Source organism: Mesorhizobium sp. M1273, assembly GCF_040318195.1.
Taxonomy (GTDB): Bacteria; Pseudomonadota; Alphaproteobacteria; order Rhizobiales; family Rhizobiaceae; genus Mesorhizobium.
Genome location: NZ_JAMYLV010000002.1, coordinates 327748 through 350110, shown reverse-complemented (window position 1 = coordinate 350110; position 22363 = coordinate 327748). Strand labels below are relative to the sequence as shown.

The 22363-nt window shown below is 62.5% G+C and carries 21 protein-coding genes; 12 read left to right on the top strand and 9 right to left on the bottom strand.

Annotation, left to right across the window (positions count from 1 at the left end; translation table 11 throughout):
* The first annotated feature begins 109 nt into the window (after positions 1 to 109).
* The 5 genes from betI to NKH30_RS04230 all read left to right on the top strand — a co-directional run bounded on the left by betI (position 110) and on the right by NKH30_RS04230 (position 4392).
* Positions 110 to 712, top strand: a complete 603-nt coding sequence (gene betI, locus NKH30_RS04250) for a choline-binding transcriptional repressor BetI (protein ID WP_352501904.1) — start codon at positions 110 to 112, stop codon at positions 710 to 712.
* Positions 713 to 824: 112 nt separating this feature from the next.
* The gene (locus tag NKH30_RS04245) at positions 825 to 1583 is read left to right on the top strand and encodes an SDR family NAD(P)-dependent oxidoreductase (protein ID WP_352874701.1); all 759 of its coding nucleotides are present in this window, start codon (positions 825 to 827) and stop codon (positions 1581 to 1583) included.
* A gap of 264 nt (positions 1584 to 1847) precedes the next feature.
* Positions 1848 to 3245: a class II fumarate hydratase gene (fumC, locus tag NKH30_RS04240; RefSeq protein WP_352994330.1), complete on the top strand. Its 1398-nt coding sequence runs from the start codon at positions 1848 to 1850 to the stop codon at positions 3243 to 3245.
* 159 nt (positions 3246 to 3404) lie between these two features.
* The gene (locus NKH30_RS04235) at positions 3405 to 3839 is read left to right on the top strand and encodes a DoxX family protein (RefSeq protein WP_352501902.1); all 435 of its coding nucleotides are present in this window, start codon (positions 3405 to 3407) and stop codon (positions 3837 to 3839) included.
* 139 nt (positions 3840 to 3978) lie between these two features.
* Entirely contained in the window at positions 3979 to 4392 is a 414-nt protein-coding gene (locus NKH30_RS04230) for a DoxX family protein (protein WP_352588583.1), read from the top strand.
* Positions 4393 to 4813: 421 nt separating this feature from the next.
* Here the strand turns inward: NKH30_RS04230 and NKH30_RS04225 are convergent, their stop codons facing one another.
* The 3 genes from NKH30_RS04225 to NKH30_RS04215 form a co-directional block, all read right to left on the bottom strand.
* Positions 4814 to 5041: a hypothetical protein gene (locus NKH30_RS04225; RefSeq protein ID WP_352994328.1), complete on the bottom strand. Its 228-nt coding sequence runs from the start codon at positions 5039 to 5041 to the stop codon at positions 4814 to 4816.
* Between the two features lie 63 nt (positions 5042 to 5104).
* Positions 5105 to 6637, bottom strand: a complete 1533-nt coding sequence (ppx, locus tag NKH30_RS04220) for an exopolyphosphatase (RefSeq protein ID WP_352994326.1) — start codon at positions 6635 to 6637, stop codon at positions 5105 to 5107.
* Positions 6637 to 8838 (bottom strand): RNA degradosome polyphosphate kinase, encoded by a 2202-nt coding sequence (locus NKH30_RS04215; RefSeq protein ID WP_352541624.1) that lies wholly within the window; start codon positions 8836 to 8838, stop codon positions 6637 to 6639. Before NKH30_RS04215 ends, ppx begins: the two co-directional genes overlap by 1 nt.
* A gap of 149 nt (positions 8839 to 8987) precedes the next feature.
* Here NKH30_RS04215 and NKH30_RS04210 point away from each other — a divergent pair, with 149 nt between their 5' ends.
* The gene (locus NKH30_RS04210; RefSeq protein ID WP_254820632.1) at positions 8988 to 9233 is read left to right on the top strand and encodes a zinc-finger domain-containing protein; all 246 of its coding nucleotides are present in this window, start codon (positions 8988 to 8990) and stop codon (positions 9231 to 9233) included.
* A 19-nt stretch (positions 9234 to 9252) separates the two neighbouring features.
* Complete coding sequence (locus NKH30_RS04205) at positions 9253 to 10470, top strand: FAD-dependent monooxygenase (protein WP_352994324.1); 1218 nt, start codon at positions 9253 to 9255, stop codon at positions 10468 to 10470.
* A 27-nt stretch (positions 10471 to 10497) separates the two neighbouring features.
* Here NKH30_RS04205 and NKH30_RS04200 read toward each other — a convergent pair whose 3' ends face one another.
* Entirely contained in the window at positions 10498 to 11169 is a 672-nt protein-coding gene (locus NKH30_RS04200) for a TIGR02117 family protein (RefSeq protein WP_352994322.1), read from the bottom strand.
* A gap of 104 nt (positions 11170 to 11273) precedes the next feature.
* Between NKH30_RS04200 and NKH30_RS04195 the strand changes: the two genes are divergently transcribed.
* From NKH30_RS04195 to NKH30_RS04185, 3 genes are read left to right on the top strand one after another with little or no spacing between them, the layout of a single operon-like run.
* On the top strand, positions 11274 to 11537 hold the full coding sequence (locus NKH30_RS04195; protein ID WP_023719742.1) for a metal-sensing transcriptional repressor: 264 nt from the start codon (positions 11274 to 11276) through the stop codon (positions 11535 to 11537).
* The gene (locus NKH30_RS04190) at positions 11534 to 12556 is read left to right on the top strand and encodes a cation diffusion facilitator family transporter (protein ID WP_352541627.1); all 1023 of its coding nucleotides are present in this window, start codon (positions 11534 to 11536) and stop codon (positions 12554 to 12556) included. The genes NKH30_RS04195 and NKH30_RS04190 overlap by 4 nt, the downstream gene beginning before the upstream one ends.
* 30 nt (positions 12557 to 12586) lie before the next feature.
* Complete coding sequence (locus NKH30_RS04185; RefSeq protein WP_352771164.1) at positions 12587 to 13300, top strand: HoxN/HupN/NixA family nickel/cobalt transporter; 714 nt, start codon at positions 12587 to 12589, stop codon at positions 13298 to 13300.
* A 74-nt stretch (positions 13301 to 13374) separates the two neighbouring features.
* Here NKH30_RS04185 and NKH30_RS04180 read toward each other — a convergent pair whose 3' ends face one another.
* From NKH30_RS04180 to NKH30_RS04160, 5 genes are all read right to left on the bottom strand, one after another.
* The gene (locus tag NKH30_RS04180; protein ID WP_352994319.1) at positions 13375 to 15291 is read right to left on the bottom strand and encodes a multicopper oxidase domain-containing protein; all 1917 of its coding nucleotides are present in this window, start codon (positions 15289 to 15291) and stop codon (positions 13375 to 13377) included.
* A 256-nt stretch (positions 15292 to 15547) separates the two neighbouring features.
* Positions 15548 to 16297, bottom strand: a complete 750-nt coding sequence (locus NKH30_RS04175) for an amino acid ABC transporter ATP-binding protein (protein ID WP_031212005.1) — start codon at positions 16295 to 16297, stop codon at positions 15548 to 15550.
* 69 nt (positions 16298 to 16366) lie between these two features.
* Positions 16367 to 17524: an amino acid ABC transporter permease gene (locus NKH30_RS04170; protein WP_352541629.1), complete on the bottom strand. Its 1158-nt coding sequence runs from the start codon at positions 17522 to 17524 to the stop codon at positions 16367 to 16369.
* Between the two features lie 4 nt (positions 17525 to 17528).
* The gene (locus NKH30_RS04165) at positions 17529 to 18716 is read right to left on the bottom strand and encodes an amino acid ABC transporter permease (protein WP_352472636.1); all 1188 of its coding nucleotides are present in this window, start codon (positions 18714 to 18716) and stop codon (positions 17529 to 17531) included.
* Between the two features lie 63 nt (positions 18717 to 18779).
* Entirely contained in the window at positions 18780 to 19808 is a 1029-nt protein-coding gene (locus NKH30_RS04160) for an amino acid ABC transporter substrate-binding protein (protein ID WP_254820740.1), read from the bottom strand.
* Positions 19809 to 20236: 428 nt separating this feature from the next.
* On the opposite strand from NKH30_RS04160, the gene NKH30_RS04155 reads away from it, so the two are divergent.
* Both NKH30_RS04155 and NKH30_RS04150 read left to right on the top strand, forming a co-directional pair.
* Positions 20237 to 21406, top strand: a complete 1170-nt coding sequence (locus tag NKH30_RS04155; protein WP_352994316.1) for a cystathionine beta-lyase — start codon at positions 20237 to 20239, stop codon at positions 21404 to 21406.
* Between the two features lie 253 nt (positions 21407 to 21659).
* Entirely contained in the window at positions 21660 to 22331 is a 672-nt protein-coding gene (locus tag NKH30_RS04150) for an RNA polymerase sigma factor (protein ID WP_352820251.1), read from the top strand.
* Positions 22332 to 22363: the final 32 nt, after the last annotated feature.

The following is a 22363-nucleotide window of genomic DNA, read 5'->3' as shown; positions in this document are numbered from 1 at the left end:
GCGGCCGCAAGGACCGTGCTCAAAGGCCGGACATATGGACGCAAGCGATCGAAAACGACGCAAAACAACCGTTGCAGGCAGGGCGCCGTCCACATATGGATCCTGGCCCGTGAAACTCAAGCGTCTCAGCGACATACGCCGCAAGGAGCTGCGGCAAGCCGCCTTTGCCGTGCTTCAGCGCGAAGGCATAGCTGGCGCGACCATAGAAAAAGTGGCGGCACAGGCCGGTGCGTCGAAGGGCATCGTGCTGCACTATTTCAACAGCAAGCGGGAGCTGTTCGAGCATGCCATGCGCGAATCGAACCTGGTGCTGCGGCATGCGGTGGTCGAGCGGCTGAGACAGGCGCGCACGCCAATGCAACGGATAGAGGCCATCATCGAAGGCAATTTCGAGCCGCATCTCTTCCAGCCGTCCCTCTGCCACGCTTGGCTTTCGCTTTGCGCGGAGGTGCCGCGCGACGAAAAGCTTGCCCGCATCCAGAAGGTGATCCATGCGCGCATGCGCTCCAACCTGCTATCTGGCCTGCGCGGTCTGGCGCCGGCACGCGATGCTGACGAGATCGCTTTCGGCGTCACCGCCCTGATCGACGGGCTGTGGTTGCGGCTTGGCCTGCAGCCAGGCAGCGTCACGCGTGAACAGGCCATTCATCAGGTCAAGGATTTCGTCGCTACGCGGCTGGCTGTTCGGCGCGGTGCAGCCGCTGCCGAATAGACAGGCGCATCAGCCGAAAGTTCATATTGTAGGATAGGCCGGCGGCTTGACCACAATTGGCAACGGCGCTGTTCTCCTTATCAGACAAGACGGTAATGCGCGGGAGTGTTGGATGAGACTAGGCGGCAAACGGGCGCTGGTCACCGGCGGCTCGGACGGGATCGGGCTGGCAATCGCCGAGGCTTTCTTGCGCGAAGGCGCGGACGTGCTGATCGTCGGCCGCGACGGCAAAAAACTCGACGCCGCCCGCAAGCAGCTCGGGGATAATGTCGACACGCTGTCGGCCGACCTGTCGACCAGCCCCGGCATCGATGCCGTGGTCGAGCATGCCAGGCGCGGCCCACCTGTCGATATCCTCGTCAACAATGCCGGCGTAGCGTTCCTTGTGCCGTTCGAGACCGTCAGCGAGGACCAGTTCCAGCAGTCATTCGCGCTCAACGTCACGGCGGTATTCTTTCTCACCCAACGGCTGTTGCCGCATCTCGCGCCGGGTGCGGCTTCGGTGATCAACATCTCGTCCTATTTCGCTCACAAGATGATCCCGAAGCGGCCGTCCAGCCTCTATTCGCTGTCGAAGGGCGCGCTCAATTCGCTGACCAAGTCGCTCGCCTTCGAGCTCGGGCCGCGCGGCATAAGGGTCAACGCGATCGCGCCCGGCACGGTCGACACAGCGATGCGGCGCAGGTCGATCGAAAACCTGCCTGAGGCCGCGCAAGCCGAGCTCAAGGCCTATGTCGAGCGCAGCTATCCGCTCGGCCGCATCGGCCGGACCAGCGACCTTGCCGGCATCGCGGTCTATCTCGCCAGCGACGAAGCGGCATGGACCAGCGGCGGAATCTTCGCCGTGGATGGAGGATACACGGCGGGGTAAGGTTGCGATCTCCCCCCTCGAGGGGGAGATGGCCGGCAGGCCAGAGGGGGTCGTCTCGCGTGGAACACCAGCCTGTTCCGTCCGCTATGGGAGTTGCGTCAAGACCTACCGCCCCCCTCTGTCGCCTTCGGCGACATCTCCCCCTCAAGTGGGGAGATTGCCAGCACCTTCAACCGATTTGCATTCCCGTCACCCGCAATCTCCGCTTGAAGGCATTTGTGCAACGCGATACGCCGTTTGCAAATTGCAAACCGGAGAGACTTCGTGAGCGCGCCAGAGACCAGAACCGAAACCGACACGTTCGGTCCCATCGAGGTCGCCGCCGACCGCTATTGGGGCGCGCAGGCGCAGCGTTCGCTTGCCAATTTCAAGATCGGCTGGGAGAAACAGCCGGCGTCGATCGTGCGGGCGCTGGGCATCGTCAAGCGGGCGGCAGCGGAGGCCAATATGGAGCTGAAGCGGCTCGATCCGGCGATCGGCAAGGCCATTATCGAGGCCTCGCAGGAGGTCATCGACGGCAAGCTGAACGAGCATTTCCCGCTGGTCGTCTGGCAGACCGGCTCAGGCACCCAGTCCAACATGAACGCCAATGAGGTGATTTCCAACCGGGCGATCGAGCTTTTGGGCGGCGTCATGGGATCGAAGAAGCCGGTGCATCCCAACGACCACGTCAACATGAGCCAGTCGTCGAACGACACCTATCCGACGGCCATGCACATCGCCTGCGCCGAGCGCATCACTCACGACCTGCTACCGGCGCTAAGACATTTGCATACGGCACTCGACGCCAAGACCAGGACTTTCGCCCACATCGTCAAGATCGGCCGCACCCACACGCAGGACGCGACGCCGCTGACGCTCGGCCAGGAATTCTCCGGGTATGCGGCGCAGGTCGCCTCGTCGATCAAGCGCATCGAGATGACCCTGCCCGGCCTGCAGGAATTGGCACAGGGCGGCACCGCGGTCGGCACCGGCCTCAACGCGCCGGTCGGTTTTGCCGAAAAGGTGGCGGTGCGCATCGCCGCGATCACCGGCATCGATTTCGTCACCGCGCCGAACAAGTTCGAGGCGCTGGCCGCCCATGATTCCATGGTCTTCTCGCACGGCGCCATCAATGCCTGCGCGGCGGCGCTGTTCAAGATCGCCAACGACATCCGCCTGCTCGGCTCCGGCCCGCGTTCGGGCCTCGGCGAATTGTCGCTGCCGGAAAACGAACCGGGCTCCTCGATCATGCCGGGCAAGGTCAATCCGACCCAATGCGAGGCGATGACGCAGGTTTGCGTGCAGGTGTTCGGCAACAATGCGGCGATCAGCTTCGCCGGCAGTCAGGGCCATTTCGAGCTCAACGTATACAATCCGCTGATGGCCTATTGTTTCCTGCAATCGGTACAGCTGCTGGCCGACGCTTCCGTGTCGTTCACCGACAATTGCGTCGTCGGCATCGAGGCCCGCGAAGACAACATCAAGGCAGCACTCGACCGTTCGCTGATGCTGGTGACGGCGCTTGCGCCGACGATCGGCTACGACAACGCCGCCAAGATCGCCAAGGCGGCGCACAAGAACGGCACCACGCTGCGCCAGGAAGCGCTGGCCACCGGGCTGGTCAGCGAAGCCGATTATGAGCGGCTGGTGCGGCCGGAGGACATGACGCATCCAGGCTAGGGCGTTGATATGCCTGGATCTCAACACCCATGTTGATCGCGAAAACGTTACCTTGGTGAACAATCCGTAACCAATCTGGCATCTTTGGTGAACAGTCGGCCTGCGCTAACTAGACGGGTATCCCAAGCCGTTTGGCCAAATCCTTCTGGAGAGTTACGCATGTCCACCAACACGTCCGCCAATACTTCGTTTGCCGGTTCCGGCACCGCCGCCGGCGCCTCCGGCACGATCCTGCTCGGCCGCATCCTGCTTTCGGTCATCTTCCTGCTTTCGGGTTTCGGCAAGCTGACGGCGATTGCCGGCACCGCCGGCTATTTCGGCAGCCTTGGCCTGCCGCTGCCGATGGTGACCGCCATTGTCGTCGGCCTTATCGAACTGCTTGGCGGCCTGGCCATCCTGGTCGGCTTCCAGACCCGGATCGTCGGCTGGGTAATGGCGATCTTCACCGTCGCCACCGCGCTGGTCGCCCACACCGGCTGGGCCGATCAGATGCAGATGATCAATTTCATGAAGAACCTCGGCATTGCCGGCGGCTTCCTCGTGCTCGCCTCCTCGGGCCCAGGCGCGTATTCGATCGACGCCAAGCGCGGCTGAAGCAGTCCAGCATTTCCTGAACAAAGGGGCGCGGAATTTTCCGCGCCCCTTTTTCGTTGTCGTTTGTGCCTGTCGGTCCGCTGACCGGAATTCTGCTAGGATCGGGCTCTTGGCCACCCGGCCGACAACGGAGGTTACCATGCCCCGCAATGCGCTGCTTTTGCTTTCCCGACTGCTGTTCGCCGCACTGTTCGTGCCGTCCGGCTTCCACGCGCTGACCGACATTGCCGGCACGACCGGCTATTTCGCCGGCCTTGGCCTGCCGCTGCCGACGCTGGCTGCCTGGGGCACCGGGCTGTTCGAACTGATCGCCGGGCTGCTCATCCTCGTCGGCTTCAAGACGCCGATCGTGGCGCTGCTGCTCGCCGCCTTTTGCGTCGCGACAGCGTTCATCGGCCACTATGGCCAGGGCGGCGGCGATCCGACGCTGACCTTCATGCATTCGCAGATGCTGATGAAGGACATCGCGATATCAGGCGGTTTTCTGGCGCTGGCGATGGCTGGCGCGGGTGCATGGTCGGCCGACGGCCGGATGGCTGCAGGGACTGGCTAAGCTGCCGCCCGGCTCGGCTCATTTGCTGTCGAGAAAGACGAACTCCGCAAGCCTGGTTATGTTTATGGGCTGAGAGAGGAAGCCCCCATGCCCCATTCGGCGACGCTGATGGTCAGGCAAACCTGTCTGCTTTGTACCGCGATCGGCAACCATTCATATCCATATTGATCTGCGCCCTTGGGGGGAGTAGCTCCGAAGATTGCTGTCAATCGCGACATACAGGTAGTTGCGCAGTTGGATCAGGCTTGCCCTCTTAACGTATGGCAACAGGTCGATTCGGCCCGCGACAGGCTCAAGAAAGTTGCCGAGGGGCTGATGAACGGACACGGTTCGATCGACAGCGCCAGGACAGAGATTAACGTCCGCATAAAACGTGTTCATCGAAATCGATCTTTGAGATTTGATCATTTCGTCGCTTATTCTAAATACAAAATAGTTTATCTTTTGCCCCGCTTTTAGGTTTTAGAAAACCTGTGAGCAAATTGAACAGTGTTTTTCCGCCTGCGGCTTTTGGATAACTCTTGTCAAACTCAAACGCGCCTTTTGCAGCAACGGAAACCTTGGAAACCGTCTGAGCTCTGGCCGCGTCGAAAATCAACAATGGCAGGATGGAAAGCAGCAGCAGCAGCAGGATTTGACTGGATTTCACGATCTTCTCCCAAGCGTGGAGCTCGCAGCGAATTGCCACATGCAATTGGCGTCGTGCCTGAAACTACTTCACTGAAATACTGGGCCCGCCCTCGACCGCCAGCACCAGCCGGCGATTGGTGACCCTTGCCAGTTGTGCCAGCCGGCCGGCGGGGCGCTCGCCGTAAAGATCGGCCAGCGCTGCCGGCAGCACCAGCGCCAGCACGCCATTGCCGCGGTGTTCCCATTTCAGTCGCGGCATGACGCCGGGCATTGCCGCGCTCAGCAAATAGACGACACGCAGCAGGGCGGCCAGCACACGGGCGCGCTCGAGATAGCGCGGTGTCGCCAGTCCGCGGATTTCCGGAGCGGCTTCATTGAACACGCCTTCGTGGCGAAACAGGCTGACAAGCGCTAGGAAGGCGCGGCCGGGATGGTCGACGCCGATGAACGAGGCGTGGGCGATGATGTTGAGCGATTGCTTGCCGCGATATTCGGGATGGGCACGCCAGCCGATATCGGCGAGCAGGCAGGCGGCGTGGCGGTAGCGCGCCTCGTCCCTGGTTTCGTCGATGCCGAAGGCAGAGAAGGCCTTGCCGGTCCACTCGACAAGCTCATGCGCGTGGTCGACCGAGCGCGAGCGCAGGCGGGCAAGCTCTTCCGCCGCCGAGATCAGCGGATCGGCCTTCTGCTCGGCCTCGTCGAGCAGCGAGTAGAGAAAGCCCTCGCGCACGCCCAGCGCCGAGACGATGATCTTCGACGGCTGCATCGCCGCCATGATCTCCTGCAGCACGATGGCGCCATAGGGCAGCAGCGAGCGGCGGTTCTTGGAGATGCCCTCGATGCCTTTGATCTTGTCGATCTCGGCTTTGGCGACCTGCCGGAGGAAGTTCGCGGCGCTTTCGATGCCGATCTCGTAATGGTGCATGACGCCGAGCGGGTAGTTGGTCATTTCCATGTGCAGCCGGGCGAGGTTTCGCCAGGTGCCGCCGACCGTGTAGAACGCCCTGCCCTGCCCGCCCTTCAGCAATTTCGCCCGCGCCAGTTGCTCGCGCGTGATCCTTGCCGCCTGGGTCAGCGAGTTCTTCGCCATGTCCTGCAGGCGCAAGCCGCCCAACGGCAGCGTGATGCCGTCACCGATCGTCTCACCGTCAATATCGATCAGCTCGAGGCTGCCGCCGCCAAGGTCGCCGGCAATGCCGTTGGCCGGATGGAAACCGGAAATGACGCCGAGCGCCGAATAATGGGCTTCCTCGCGGCCGCTCAGCACCTGGATCTCGGTCTTGAGCACATCCTCGGCACGGTGGATGAAGTCGGGGCCGTTGACGGCCTCGCGAGCGGCGGCGGTCGCCAGCACATACATGCGCTCGGCGCCGGCCTGGTCGGAGAGTGCGCGGAAACGGCGGAACTCTTCCATCGAGCGCGTCACCGCCTCGGGATCGAGCTTTCCGGTCGAAACGATGCCGCGGCCGAGGCCGGCCAGCATCTTTTCGTTGAACAGCAAGGTCGGCGAACGCGCCAGCCCCTCATAGATGACAAGACGGATCGAGTTCGATCCGATATCGATGATGGACAGCGGTCGGCGGTCCTGAAGCCGGCCCTGGGACGCTGAAATCATCAGCCCGTCGCTGCGTTCTGTTTCTTGCGGCGCTTGAACTGCGCGATGCGCTTGGGCGCATGCGACTTCAACGCATCGCCCCGTCCGGACAGGCTCGGATTGGTCATGAAATATTCCTGCGCGTTGAACGGTTCCTCGCCCTCCTCCAGCACGACGCGCCGGGAGGTTCCGTCAGCCAATACGTCGAAACTTTGCTGGTTGTCCATGATGTTGCCGAGCATGATCTGGCCGAGCACCTGTTCATGCACAGTTGGATTGGTGATCGGCACCATGGTCTCGACGCGGCGGTCGAGATTGCGCGGCATCAGATCGGCCGAGGAGATATAGACGATCGCCCCGTCCGAGGGCAGGCCGTGGCCGTTGCCGAAGCAATAGATGCGGCTGTGCTCGAGGAAACGGCCGACGATCGACTTCACCCTAATGTTCTCCGATAGGCCGGGCACCTGCGGTCTCAGGCAGCAGATGCCGCGCACGACGAGATCGATCTCGACGCCGGCGCGGCTGGCATCGTAGAGCGCATCGATGACGATCGGGTCGACCAAGGCGTTCATCTTCATCCAGATGCGGGCCGGCCTGCCCTCCAGCGCGTGGCTGATCTCATCCGAAATGTGCTGGAGGATGCGGTCGCGCAGCGTAAACGGCGAGATGGCCAGCCGCATCTGCTCGGCCGGCTCGGCATAGCCGGTGATGAAGTTGAACAGCTGGGCGACATCGCGCGCGATCGTCGGATCGGTGGTGAAGAAGGACAGGTCGGTGTAGATGCGTGCCGTGACCGGGTGGTAGTTGCCGGTGCCCAGATGCACGTAATTGCGCAGCCTGCCATCCTCGCGCCGCACCACCAGCGACATTTTCGCATGGGTCTTGAGCTCGAGGAAACCGAAGACGACCTGGACGCCGGCGCGCTCGAGGTCGCGCGCCCAGCGGATGTTGGCCTCCTCGTCGAAGCGCGCCTTGAGCTCGACCAGCGCCGTCACCGACTTGCCGGCCTCGGCGGCGTCGACCAGAGCGCGTACGATCGGGCTGTCGTTGGAGGTGCGGTAGAGCGTCTGCTTGATCGCCACCACTTCCGGGTCGGCCATTGCCTGGCGCAGGAACTGCACCACCACGTCGAAAGATTCGTAAGGATGGTGGACGATGATGTCCTTCTCGCGGATCGCCGCAAAACAATCGCCGCCATGCTCGCGGATGCGCTCGGGAAAGCGGGGATTGTAGGGGGTGAATTTCAGATCGTCGCGGGCGACGGCGACGATCTCCGAGATCTGGCTGAGCGCCAGCGGACCGGTGAGCACGCTGATGCGGCTTGCCGAGACGCCGAGCTCGCCGGCGACGAAATCGCGCAATTCGGCCGGCATCAGCCGGTCGAACTCGATCCGGATAACCGAGCCGCGGCGCCGCCGCTTCAGCGCCGTCTCGAACAGCCGCACCAGATCCTCTGATTCTTCCTCGACCTCGATATCGCTGTCGCGGATGATGCGGAACGTGCCGGAGCCCTTGACCTCATAGCCGGGGAACAGCTTGCCGATATAGAGACTGACCGCCTCTTCGAGTGGAATGAAGCGGACATGATGCTTGCGATCCGGCAAACGGATGAAGCGCCTCAGTGCCACCGGCAGGCGCAGAAGCGCGCTCATTTCCTCGCCGTTCTTGCGATGGCGCAATTGCAGCGCCATCGAGAAACCGAGATTGGGAATGAACGGAAACGGATGCGCCGGGTCGATCGACAGCGGCGTCAGGACCGGAAATACCTGCTCCTGGAAATGGTCCTCGAGCCAGGTCTTCTCGTCCTTGGTCAGGCCATCGCGGGTGATGCTTTCGATGCCTTGTTTGTCGAGCAGCAGCATCAGCGCCGAAAGGCTGTTCTGCTGGTCCTCCTGCAGGCGCTCGACCTCGCGCAGCAATTGTTCGAGCTGCTGCTCGGGAGTGCGCCCATCCGGGCTCTTCAGCACGATGCCTTCGCGCACCTGGCCGGCAAGACCAGCGACGCGGACCATGAAGAACTCGTCGAGGTTGGCGGCCGATATCGACAGGAAGCGAACGCGCTCGAGCAGCGGGTGATTGGCGTTCAGCGATTCCTCGAGCACGCGCCGGTTGAATTGCAGCCAGGAAAACTCGCGATTGACGAAGCGATCGGGATTGCCGCCTTCGGGGCTCGCCGCCTCGACGGTGATGAATTCGTTCTGCACCGGCTTCAGTTCGTTCATGGTTTCCGCTCTTCCCACACCGTTCGACGACCATAGCCTTAACCGGCTTAACTTATCCTCTGACAGGCTTTTGCGACAGTTTCATTTCATCGATCTTGCAAAGAGACGGGTTATGATCCAGATGCAATCGACAAGATCAGGAGACGACGATGGCAGGCGGTTCCATTCCCCATTTCCAGAACGATGCGGGCTATCCGGCAATCGACATCGGCGTCAAGGAATTCATGTGCACCGGCGCCAATCCGCCTTTCGACCATCCGCATGTATTTCTCGACATGGGCGACGACAATGAAAAGGTCTGCCCCTATTGCTCGACGCTCTATCGCTATTCGCCGAAACTGAAGGCATTGGAAACGCAGCCGCCGGGCTGCCTCTATATCGACCAGGCCGCCTGATTCTTCCGCGACAAGCCTGATGCAGGAAACGCAGTCCCGGCAGGTGGTCATCGCCGGGGCGGGCGTCGCCGGGCTGACCGCGGCACTGGCCTTCGCCGAGCGCGGCTATCGGGTAAAACTGTTCGAACAGGCGAAGCACCTCGAGGCTGCCGGCGCCGGTATCCAGCTTTCGCCCAACGCGACGCGCATCCTACGGCAGCTCGGCGTACTCGATCGGCTGCTGGCGACGGCGGTGCGGCCGGAGGCAGTCGTGCTCAAGGATGCCGCCACGCTGCGCAAGCTGGCGCGCGTACCGCTTGGCCAGGCGGCCGAAACGCGCTGGGGAGCGCCCTATCTCGTTGCCCACCGCGCGGATCTGCAGTCAGCGCTGATGCAGCGGATAGCCGAGCGGCCCGAGGTCGAGCTTGTCACCGGTGCCCGCGTCGGCGGCGTCGCAACCGGACCGAATGGCATCACCGCAACAGTCGAGATTGCCGGCACGACCATCGAAACCGAAGCATCGTTGCTGGTCGGAGCCGATGGCGTCTGGTCGTCGGTGCGAGAAAAACTGGCCCGCAAGGCGGCCGAATTCGGCAGAAGCCGATTCTCGGGCGAGCTTGCCTGGCGCGCCACGGTGGCCGCGGACAGCCTTGCCGGACAAGCCTTCAGGGCGATCGGTGCGCCCGATTGCGTTACCGCATTCCTCCATCCAGGCTTCCATATGGTCGCCTATCCGGTCAGCCGTGGCACTGTCTTCAACCTCGCGGCCTTCACCAAGGGCGAGCGCATCGCCGAAGGCTGGTCGGGGTATGCCGACCCCGCCAGCCTCGCCAGCGCCATGCGCGGTACCGCGCCGGCGCTGGTTCGCCTGGCGAACGAGGCGGCGCCGTGGACGGCATGGCCGATCCACATTGTCGAGCAACGGCGGTGGACGACGCCGCAAGGCATCGCGCTGATCGGCGATGCGGCGCACGCGATGACGCCGTTTGCCGCACAGGGCGCGGCGATGGCGATCGAGGACGCGGCGACGCTTGCCGGCTTCGTTGCGGCCTCCACAGCCGATCTTGAGGGGGCGCTTGCCGCCTGGGAACAGGCGCGGCGGCCGCGCGTCGCCCAGGTCGCCCGCCGCGGCGCCGTCAATCGCCTCGCCTGGCATGCGGCCGGGCCGGTGGCGATGGCCCGCAACCTGTTCCTGGCGATGCGCTCGCCCGAAAAACTCGCCGCCGATCTCGACTGGCTCTACGGCTGGCGGGCGTAGGACGTTCGGCGGTCCTAAGTCGCCCGGTCAATTGTAAAGCCGCATCGACAGGCCGAGCGATGCCGGCAGCGGGTTCCACCAGCCGGTGCGCAGCCCGGCGGTGCGCAGTGCCGCCGCCGCCCAGGTGTTGCAGCCGACCAGCGCGTTGAAACGGCCATTGCCTTCGAAGAAACGATCGAAACGGGAATACGCCGCATTCTCGATCGGCATGGCCCCGCTCGGTCCCTGCCGCAAGCTTCCCGCAATGTAATCGAGCAGCGCCGTAAACCGCTCCTCGCCGATGTCGAAGCCGGCGACGTCGGGATGCGGCTCGGCGATTTCGCCTGAAATGTCGACATGCATCACCGAGGCATCGACGGTCAGCGCCTTCATCACCGGCACTGCCTTCAGTTCCGACCAGGTCGGCGTCTCGAGATAGAAGGCGCGGCCGCCCCAGCCGAAGACGATGTAGCGGACCTCCGCCACGTCTGCTGGAATGCCGGCATCGACCAGGAAATGGAAGCGCCGGCGCACATCGTCGTCGACCGGGATGGCGATGTCGGTGTGGATCGGATTTTTCAGCACCAGGATGCGGTGGCTTGAGCCGATCGGATCGGCAACTGCCGCCGGCCAGAGCGGGCGCGGCAGCAGTGTGCCCAATGCCACCGCAAGGACTGCTGCAACGACCAGCAGGCCAAGAAAACGGGCAAGCTTCTTCATGGGAAAGGCATAGAACAAGCAATGCTCAAGGTGAAGCCCCTCCGAAAGTTGCACAGCTGACTTAGAGCTTGACGCGTATCCTCCCCGGGAGGATACGCTGAGGCATGTCAGATCACCTCCACGCCTCGCATCCTTCCATCATAAAGCGCCTGAAGCGCGCGCAAGGCCACCTTGCGGCGGTGCTGGCGATGATCGAGGCGCATCGCCCTTGCGTTGACTTGGCGCAGCAGCTTCATGCCGTCGAAAGGGCCATCAGCAGCGCCAAGCGCGAGCTGATCAACGATCACATCGAGCATTGCCTGACCGACAGCGTCGAAACCGGCGGCAACTCGCTGGCGGAACTCAAGCAGCTGGCGAAATATCTATGAATGCCATCGTAGCCCGCATTCTGGACTGGCTCGGGTTCGGCTCGCACGCCGCACATCATCACGGCGATCACGGTCCGCACGGTCACAGCCATGGCGTCATCGACGCGACAATTGCCACCACCGACCGGGGCATCTGGGCAATCAAATGGTCGTTCGTGATCCTGGCCATCACCGCGGCATTGCAGATGGTCGTGGTTGCGTTGTCGGGGAGCGTGGCATTGCTGGCCGACACGATCCATAACATCGGCGACGCGACCACGGCGATCCCGCTCTGGATTGCGTTCGTTCTGGCGCGGCGCAAGCCGTCGCGGATCTTCACGTATGGCTTGGGCCGGGTCGAGGATCTGGCCGGCATCATCATCGTGCTCATCATCCTGTTCAGCGCTGTAGTCGCTGCCTACCAAGCCATCGACAGGCTGATCAATCCACAAGCGGTGACACACCTGGGCTGGCTGACTGCGGCGGGCATTGTCGGCTTCCTCGGCAACGAGGCGGTTGCCGTGTTCCGTATCCGCGTCGGCCGCGAAATCAACAGCGCGGCACTGATTGCCGACGGCTACCACGCCCGCACAGATGGACTTACCAGCCTTGCCGTGGTCATCGGAGCCATCGGCGTCTGGTTTGGCTTTTCCTTGGCCGATCCGATCGTCGGCCTGCTGATCACGATTGCGATCTTCGGTATCGTCTGGCAATCGGCCCGCTCGGTGCTGACCCGCATGCTGGATGGAATCGAACCCGGTGTGATAGACGAAATCCGACATGCCGCCGAGCATGTTCCGGGCGCGCGCATTGTCGATGCCAAGGCGCGCTGGATCGGTCATAGATTGCACGCCGACATCGCAATTGCCGCGGACGAAACCCTGCCGCTGTCGGCGGCCAACAAGATCGCCGCAGCGCTGAAGGACGAACTATCCCAGCATATGCCCGCCCTGGCTGAGGCGAATGTGCGGTTTTCAACGGAACGTGGAGAGAACGACCATCCGCATGAGCACACGCATGACCACGGCCACATGCACTGACGCTCGCCGATTTTCTGCTAGTCTCGTCCGATGTTCCAGACGCTCGTCGAATTTCAGCGCACGATCTATCTGACGCTCGGCGAACAGATCCAACTGCTTGCGGCCGGAGGCAATTGGCTGGCGTTCATGGCCTTCCTGCCGATGGGCGTCGTGTTCGGGGCTGCCCATGCGCTGACGCCGGGGCACAGCAAGGCCGTCCTGGCGACTTATCTTGCCGGTTCGGATGCGAAGGTCTCGCGTGGTCTGCTCGTATCTATCACGCTATCGTTCACGCATGTGACGATTGCCGTTCTGATTGCGGCTCTCTCGCTGCCACTGGTCTCAATAGCATTGGGCAGCGTCGGCCGCGCTCCGCTTCTGGAGCATATCAGTCGCGGGCTGCTCGGCCTCATTGGCGTCTGGATGATCTGGCGCGCGTTGAGCCACAGCCATCATCACAGGCACGAGGGCGAGGCTGTCGGCGTCACGGCAGGCCTGATCCCATGCCCGCTGACGCTTTTCGCGATGACTTTCGCAATCTCCAGGGGGGTTCCGGCGGCGGGCGCCCTGTTTGCCGTCACCATGATGGTCGGCGTGGCGCTGACGCTGTCCTGTGTCGCCGTGTTGTCGATCCTGTTTCGGGAACGGCTTGTACAGTTTTTCGCGCGCCAGCCACGCCTGTTCGAAACCATCTCCCGGGCCATCGAGGGCGCCGCCGGTCTCGCCCTTGCCGGCGTCGCTGTCTGGCAGATCACCTCAGCTTGAGAGAAAATTTGGCCCCAGCCACTGCATGGCGTCCGGGCCGGTGCAGCGGATGGAACGCGCCAAGGCGACGCCGGTCATGTCACATCGATCACGACCATCAGCCCGCCGCCGCCCTTCTCCTCGACATTGTTGTTCGTGGTGTGATGCGGGATGTGGCAATGGATCAGCCATTTGCCCGGACGCTGCGCCTTCCAGATCACGTCGTAGCGCTGACCCGGCCCGACGTTGATCGTATCGGCAAGGAAACGACCCGAAGCGGGGACCGTCTCGCCGTCGCGGGCAACGACCTCGAACGGTCCGCCATGGATATGCATCGGATGGATGAAGCCGTTGTTGGTGCCGATGAACCGCACCTTGAGCGTCTCGCCGACCTTCATCGGGATCGTCTCGGTCGAGGGATAGGCCTTTCCCTTGATGGTGAAGAAATTCGGCATGCCGCCGTCCATCGGCATCGACGGGTAGGTCAGCCCTTCCCGCACCAGCCATTCCTGAAGCTGGATGACGTAATCATGGTCGGCCGCGACCTCGTCGGCGGGATTGGCGGGATCGATGATCAGCGCACCGTAGAGGCCGAGCGCCTGGGTCCGGTCCGGCTTGGCATGGGGGTGGTAGAAATAGGTTCCGTGCTGGGTTGCGGTGAATTCGTATGAATAGGATTGCCCGGGCTCGATCGGCGGCTGCGTGATCTCGGCCGGCCCATCCATCTGGTTCGGCAGGATCAAGCCATGCCAATGCACCGTCGTTTCCTCAGGTAGGCCGTTGGTGACGTTGATCCTGACCCGATCGCCCTGGCGAATGTGAATTCGCGGACCGGGAATCTGGCCGTTATAGGCATAGGCGTCGACCGCAACGGCCGGCAGGATCTGCCAGCGGACCACCGAAGGCCTGAGCTCGAACACCTTGATGCCGTTCTCCATCCGAAACGGCAGTTCCTGGTCGCCCTTTGCCGTCAGGCCATAAGAGGCGGCCACGAGGCGTGGATCGGTAGCGGCCATGTCACGCATCGTATCGGCCGGCGTGTCGCGATCCATGATCATGCCTTGCGGCATGATCACCCCGCCGACGTCGCGTGCCGACAGCGTCAGGTTCAGCCAGTTCGCCGGCGCGACCATGCCGATGGCGAGCGACAGCAGGGAGACGGCACCCAGGGCAGCGACCTGCGGCGTCGTGGCATCCGTCTCCATGTGATGGCCGCCGCCTTTGCCTTTGTGGGAAACCATGTCGTGGTGCTGCCCGTGATGGCCGCTGGCGTCGGCCTGCTGCATTTGTATCTGCGCATGTTGCCTCGTGGCAGGCTGCTCCCGGACATCGATGCCGGCTGCCTGCGCACGCTGCGTCATCAGCCCATGCTTCAGCCCCCGGGCGACCAGCCAGACATTGGCCGGATAGGCAAGCGCAAAACCGGCGATGACGCCGATCGACATCACGCCCCAGAACAGCAGCTCCGTCGGTTCCATCGCGCGCATGTCGCGGCCCATCATCAGGAAGCTCATGACCGGCGCCATGCCGGCCATCATGAAGTTCATGGAGATGAACTCGGGCAGGAAGCTCTTGCGGACGTTCTCCCAATAGGTGCCGCCCATCATCGATTTCATGAACAGCGACTGGAAGATGAACAGGCCGAAGGCAAAGCCGGCGAGATATTCGACGATCAGGTCGATCCACATCGGCAGGCCGAGCGCCGCCGTGACGGCGGCGGCAAGAATGATGCCGGTGGCATCGCCGGCGACGCAGTGGATGGTGGAGCCGACGCCCTGCTTCCAGAGCGGCCGGGTGAAGAGTTCATGCTCGCCCGGCCGGGGCTCCTTGTCGGCGAGCACGTAGAGCAGCAAACCGAGCGGACCCATATAGAGGGTGACCAGGATGAAGCCCCATTTCATCACCACCGGCTCGGGATTGTTGCGATATTGGTCGAAGCCGACGTAAAGCGTCGAAGCCAGCGCCAGCGCGAACCAGACGACGAGGAAATAATCGATCGGTTGGATGAGCATCAGGATGAACCCGTGACCTGCCGCCGCACGCGCCCACGCGGCTCGTTATACAACTCCCAATGGCAATGAACGCAGCCGGCACGCTTATGATCCGTGCCGGCCTTAGTTACCAGGTTGCAATGTGACCACTCGAACGGCCTGAAGCACGCTTGCTATTTTATCGCACAGCGCACGGTCAGCGCTCGTCGAATACGCGCGAAGCCAGCAAGACACAGAGTTGTGATCCGCCGGTCTTGTCCCGAACCGGCGTACAGGATCAGTGCAGGATCTGCGACAGGAACAGCTTCGTGCGCTCATGGCGCGGGTGGTCGAAGAACTCGGCCGGCGTGTTCTGCTCGACGATCTGGCCTTGGTCCATGAAGATCACCCGGTTGGCGACTTTGCGCGCAAAGCCCATTTCGTGGGTGACGCAGAGCATGGTCATGCCCTCCTCGGCCAGCCCGACCATCGTCTCCAGCACTTCCTTGATCATTTCCGGATCGAGAGCCGAGGTCGGCTCGTCGAACAGCATGATGCGCGGATTCATGCACAGCGAGCGGGCGATCGCCACGCGCTGTTGCTGGCCGCCGGAAAGCTGGCCGGGATATTTGTTGGCCTGTTCCGGGATCTTGACGCGCTTGAGGAAATGCATGGCGATTTCCTCGGCCTGTTTCCGCGGCATCTTGCGAACCCAGATCGGTGCCAGCGTGCAATTCTCCAGAATGGTCAGATGCGGGAACAGGTTGAAGTGCTGGAACACCATGCCGACCTCGCGGCGCACCTCGTCGATCTTCTTCAGATCGTTGGTCAGTTCCTTGCCGTCGACTATGATCTTGCCCTTCTGGTGTTCCTCCAGCCGGTTGATGCAGCGGATCATCGTCGATTTGCCGGAGCCCGACGGGCCGCAGATGACGATGCGCTCGCCGCGCATCACCTTTAGATTGATGTCCTTCAGCACATGGAATTCGCCGTACCATTTGTGCATGGCGATGATGTCGATGGCGACATCGGTGGTGGAAATGTGCATCTTGGCGGCATTGACCTTGATCTCTTCCGCGCTGACGGCGTTTTCTATGGCCATGACAAGGTCCCCTTTTTAGCGTTTGTGGCCGGTGTCGAGACGGCGTTCCGTGTACATTGAATAGCGCGACATGCCGAAGCAGAACAGCCAGAAGATGAAGGCAGCGAACACCAGGCCGGATCTGGCCGTCTGCGGCGTCGCCCAATTTGCGTCGGAGAAGTTCTGCTTGACGATGCCGAGGAGGTCGAACATCGAGATGACGATGACCAGGCTGGTGTCCTTGAACATGCCGATGAAGGTGTTGACGATGCCGGGAATGACCAGCTTCAGCGCCTGCGGCATGACGACCAGGCCCATCTTCTGCCAGTAGCTGAGACCGAGCGAATCGGCGCCCTCATACTGGCCTTTGGGGATCGCCTGCAGGCCGCCGCGCACCACTTCGGCCATGTAGGCGGCGGCAAACAGCGACACGCCGATCAGCGCGCGCAGGAACTTGTCGAAGCTGACGCCGGCCGGCAGGAACAGCGGCAGCATCACGCTGGCAAAGAACAGCACCGTAATCAGCGGGATGCCGCGTACCGTCTCGATGAAGATCACGCACAGCAGCTTGACGATCGGCATGTTCGAGCGCCGGCCGAGCGCCAGCACGATGCCGATCGGCAGCGACACGGCAATGCCGACGAACGACAGGCTGAGCGTCACCAGCAGTCCACCCCAACGCGACGTCTCGACATGCGGCAGGCCGAACATGCCGCCGACCAGCAGAACGAAGGCGACGACCGGCAGTACAAAAAAGAGAAGAATGGCATTCAGCCCCTTGCGCGGTACGCGCGGAATGAGCAACGGCACCAGCAGTGCCACGAACAGGATGGCCACCACGATCGGCCGCCAACGCTCCTCGATAGGATAGGTGCCGAACATGAACTGGCCGAACTTGGCGTTGACGAATGCCCAGCAAGCACCGGTCCAGCCATCCGGCTGGATGCCGCCTTGCGCCACGGTGGCGCAGACCGAGCGGTCCGGTCCGGTCCACTGGGCGTTGATGAAGGCCCAATTGATGATTTGGGGCAGGATCACAGCGACCAGCGCGATGCCAACGATGGTGAGAATGGTGTCGCCCGTGGTGGCAATCAGGTTCTTGCGGATCCAGGCGGTGAGGCCACGCTCGCTCGACGGCGCCGGTTGGGCCAGCGCCATCTCCGTCCGCACCCAGGACATGTCGTGTTCCTGCATGGCCTTACCTCTCCACCAGCGCCATCCTGGCATTGACGACGTTCATGATCGCCGACGTGATGAGGCTGAGCGCGAGATAGACAGCCATCATGATCACCACGCCTTCAACCGCCTGCCCGGTCTGGTTCAAGACAGTGCCGGCAGTCGCCGTCAGGTCCGGATAGCCGATGGCGATGGCGAGTGAAGAGTTCTTGGTCAAGTTCAGATACTGGCTGGTCAGCGGCGGAATAACGATGCGCATCGCCTGCGGCACGACGACAAGCCTGAGGATCGATCCCGAGCGCAGCCCGAGTGCCGCGGCCGCCTCGGTCTGGCCCGTGCTGACGCCCCTGATGCCGGCGCGCACGATCTCGGCGATGAAGGCGGCCGTATAGCAGGACAACGCCAGATAGAGTGACAGGAACTCTGGTCTGACCTGAAAGCCACCGACCAGGTTGAAAGTCGATTGTTTCGGGAATTCGAAGGTCAGAGGAAAGCCGCTCAGCGCGTAGGCCAGCAGCGGCAGGCCGACGATCAACGCTATGGATGTCCAGAGCACCGGGAACGGCTGGCCCGTCGCCATCTGCCGCTGCCGCGCCTTGCGGGCGACGAACCAGGCCATGGCAAGGGCGAGGAGCAGGGCGACCAGGATCAGCCAGGAGCCCTCGCCCCAGACAGCGCGCGGAAAATAGAAGCCGCGCTGGTTGAGAAAGGAGCCGAACGGCAAATTAATGCTCTCGCGCGGCGGCGGCAGCACGGCGAGCACGCCGGAATACCAGAAGAAGATGACCAGCAGCGGCGGGATGTTGCGGAAGACCTCGACATAGACCGTGCAGATCTTCCTGATCAGCCAGTTGCGCGAAAGCCGGCCGATGCCGACGATGAAACCGATAATGGTGGCGGTGATGATGCCGACGACGGCAACGATCACGGTGTTGATGAAGCCAACCAGGATGGCTCGGAAATAGGTCGAATCCGACGAATATGCGATCGCGCTTTCGCTGATGTCGAAGCCGGCGCGGCCCCTGAGGAAGCCAAAGCCGGAAGCGATGTGCAAGCGCGTCAGATTGACGATGACGTTGTGGGTAACCCACCAGACCCCCGCTACCAGCAGGACGAGGACCAGCGCTTGAAAGAATATTCCGCGGACACGAGGATCATTGATGAAGGAACCGCGGCTTGGCTCCTCGCGAAGAACTTCCTGCGATGCCATTCGACAGTCCCCTGGAAAGAGAGACCGGAAGGCAGACGATCTGCCTTCCGGATCCATTTTCGATCAGCGGATCGGCGGAGCGTACTGCAGGCCACCCTTGGTCCACAGCGCGTTGATGCCGCGCGCGATCTTCAGCGGGCTGCCCGAGCCGACATTACGCTCGAACATCTCGCCGTAATTGCCGACGGCCTTGACGATGTTGACGACCCAGTCGTTAGAGACGCCGAGATCGGTGCCGATCTTGGTGTCGGCTTCCTGGCCGAGCACGCGCTTGATCTCTGGACTGTCCGAGTTCTTCATCTCGTCGACATTGGCCTTGGTGATGCCGAGTTCCTCGGCGTCGAGCAACGCGAAATAGGTCCACTTGACGATGTGGTACCATTGGTCGTCGCCCTGGCGTACGGCCGGCCCAAGCGGTTCCTTGGAGATGATCTCGGGCAACACGACGTGGTCGGCCGGCGCACCGAGCGTCAGGCGGATGCCATAGAGGCCCGACTGGTCGGTGGTGTATACGTCGCAGCGGCCGGCGTCATAGGCGGCGTTAACCTCTTCCAGCTTTTCGAAGACGACAGGATTGTACTCCATCTTGTTCGACTTGAAATAGTCGGCAAGGTTGAGCTCGGTCGTGGTGCCGCTCTGCACGCAGACCGCCGCGCCCGAAAGCTGCAGCGCCGAGTTCACGCCCGGTAGCTTCTTGGCGTTGATCATGAAGCCCTGGCCGTCGTAATAAGTCGTGCCGATGAAGTTCAGGCCGAGTGCGGTGTCGCGATTGATGGTCCAGGTGGTATTGCGCGACAGGATGTCGATCTCGCCCGACTGCAGAGCGGTAAACCGCTCCTTGGCGCTGAGCGGCGTAAACTTCACCTTGGTGCCATCGCCGAACACGGCGGCTGCCACAGCGCGACAGAAGTCCGCGTCGATGCCTTGCCACTCACCCTTGTCGTCCGGCGCCGAGAAGCCGGCCAGACCGGTCGAGACGCCGCATTGGATGAAGCCCTTCGCTTTGACATCGTCGAGCGTGGCCGCCGAAGCCGCCGAAGCCGCGAATCCAAACGCGGCGGCGCCCAAAACGCCGATTGCAATGTGTTTCATGACCCACAGACCCTTTTCTGTTTTTTCCAGGCGAACCCTGACTTTTTCCCGTGTGAACGCAGCTATGTATCCCGGCCCATTACCGGAATCCCGCATCGTAACCGACGCGCTGCCTCCCATTCACGAACAACATCGAAGGCGATTATTCCTGTGAGGTCAAGGGAAATGACCAAATCCGAAAGACTTTGAAAACCAACTGCCTGAAATGCCTGAAATTGCAGACAAACGCGCTCGCAAATCGGCCAGCGCGCCAATAAAGCCGGCAAAGTCCGACCGTGAGTTGCCAAGCGCACTTGGCAGCCTTCCCGCAGGTCCACGGCTCGTTGCTGAATTGGCATATTCAAGACCTTGGCCTGGCGAGTGCGGTGCGGTTGCGCGGCCAATGCCGCCGCACTATGGCTAACGACCAACCCATGGGACGAAAAGCAATGGCAAAAGACGACAGCGAGATGGGCGTCAACACACGGCTCGCCCATTCCGGCAACAACCCGCATGACTATTTCGGCTTCGTCAATCCGCCGGTGGTGCATGCCTCGACCGTGCTCTATCCCAATGCGGCGACAATGGCGGCGCGCTGCCAGAAATACACCTACGGCACGCGCGGCACCCCGACCACCGATGCGCTGACCAGCGCCATCGATGCGCTGGAAGGCTCCGCCGGCACGGTCGCGGTGCCGTCCGGCCTGGCGGCCGTGGTGCTGCCGCTGCTCGCCTTCCTGTCGGCCGGCGATCATCTGCTGATCGTCGATTCCGTCTATCATCCGACCCGCAATTTCGCCGACACGATGCTGAAGCGGCTGGGCATCGAGATCGAGTATTACGAACCGCGCATCGGCGCCGGCATCGCGGCGCTGATCAAGCCCAACACCAAGGTGGTGTTCACCGAATCGCCGGCCTCCAACACCTTCGAGGTGCAGGACATACCGGCCATCGCCAAGGCAGCGCATGCCGCCGGCGCCATCGTCATGATGGACAACACCTGGGCGACGCCGCTCTACTTTCGCCCGCTCGACCATGGCGTCGACATCTCGATCCACGCGGCGACGAAATACCCGGCCGGCCATTCCGACGTGCTGCTCGGCACCGTGTCGGCCAATGCGGACTGCTGGAAGCAGCTTTTCGAGACGTTCAACACGATGGGCTGCTGCGCCGGGCCTGACGACGTCTACCAGGTGCTGCGCGGCCTGCGCACGATGGGTGTGCGGCTGGAGCATCATCAAAGGAGCGCGCTTGCCCTCGCCGGCTGGCTCGAGGGTCAGCCGGGCGTAGCGCAGGTGCTGCATCCCGGGCTGCCCAGTCATCCCGACCACGCCATGTGGAAGCGCGATTTTTGCGGATCGAGCGGCATCTTCTCGATCGTTCTCGCGGGCGGCGGACAGAAGCAGCAGCACGCCTTCCTCGACGCGTTGAAGTTTTTCGGCCTCGGCTATTCCTGGGGCGGCTATGAGAGCCTTGCCGTGCCGGTATTCCTTGGCGACCGCACAATCGCCAAGGGCCCGTATGACGGGCCGCTGGTGCGCTTGCAGATCGGGCTCGAGGATGTCGAGGATTTGAAGGCCGACCTGGCGCGCGGGCTGGCGGCGGCCGCACAGGCCTGAGCCAAGCACCTTTCCAGGCTGAGTCAGGAAATCGGCGTAACAGCTTGGAAAAATTGCGATCCTGAGTGATGTCATGGCGACCGATCAGCCGATGACACGGCGTCTACAAAATAGAGACGCCGGTGTGGTGGAGGCGTTAGAATAGCCTCTGCCGGCGCTTGAAACGGATCGAGGCCGGCCGGCGGATCGGTCGGGAACCTTTTGTCGGCCGATTCATCCAATGTCCGATGAGAAGCCTATCAGGAGATCGGCCATGCCTGCTGCGTTGACGGCAACGCCCGCCGCTTCCGGCGACATGCAGCTTGTCGGCCGCGCGCTGGCACGTGATAGCGATGCATTCCGCACCATCATCAAGACGCACAACCAAAGGCTCTACCGCATCGCCCGAGGCGTCGTGCGTAACGACAGCGAGGCCGAGGACATCGTCCAGGAGGCCTATGTCAGCGCCTTTGCCCATCTCGAGGCCTTTCGCGGCGATGCCTCGCTCGCCACGTGGCTATCGCGTATCGTCATCAACGAAGCGCTCGGCCGCTTGCGCAAAAGGCGGCGAATGGTAGCGATGCCTGAAAACCCGCAAGCCGAAATCATCCGGTTTCCCCTCAACCCGAGCGACGATCCGGAGCGGACGATGGCGCAACGGCAGATCCTTGAGCTTGTCGAACGGGCAACCGACAGTCTTCCCGATGTCTACCGGATGGTGTTCGTGGCGCGCGTCATCGAGGGATTGAGCATCGAAGAAACCGCCGAACTGCTTGGCGTGCGACCAGAAACCATCAAGACCCGGCTGCACCGCGCCCGCGCGCTGGTGCGCAAGGCGCTGGACGACCAGATCGGCCCGGTGCTGCTCGACGCCTTTCCCTTCGCGGGCCGGCGCTGCGAACGGCTGACCAATGCCGTGATGCAGCGGCTTGGTCTTTCCGGATAGGTCGCGCCGATTTTCGCGGGAACGTTTGGCGG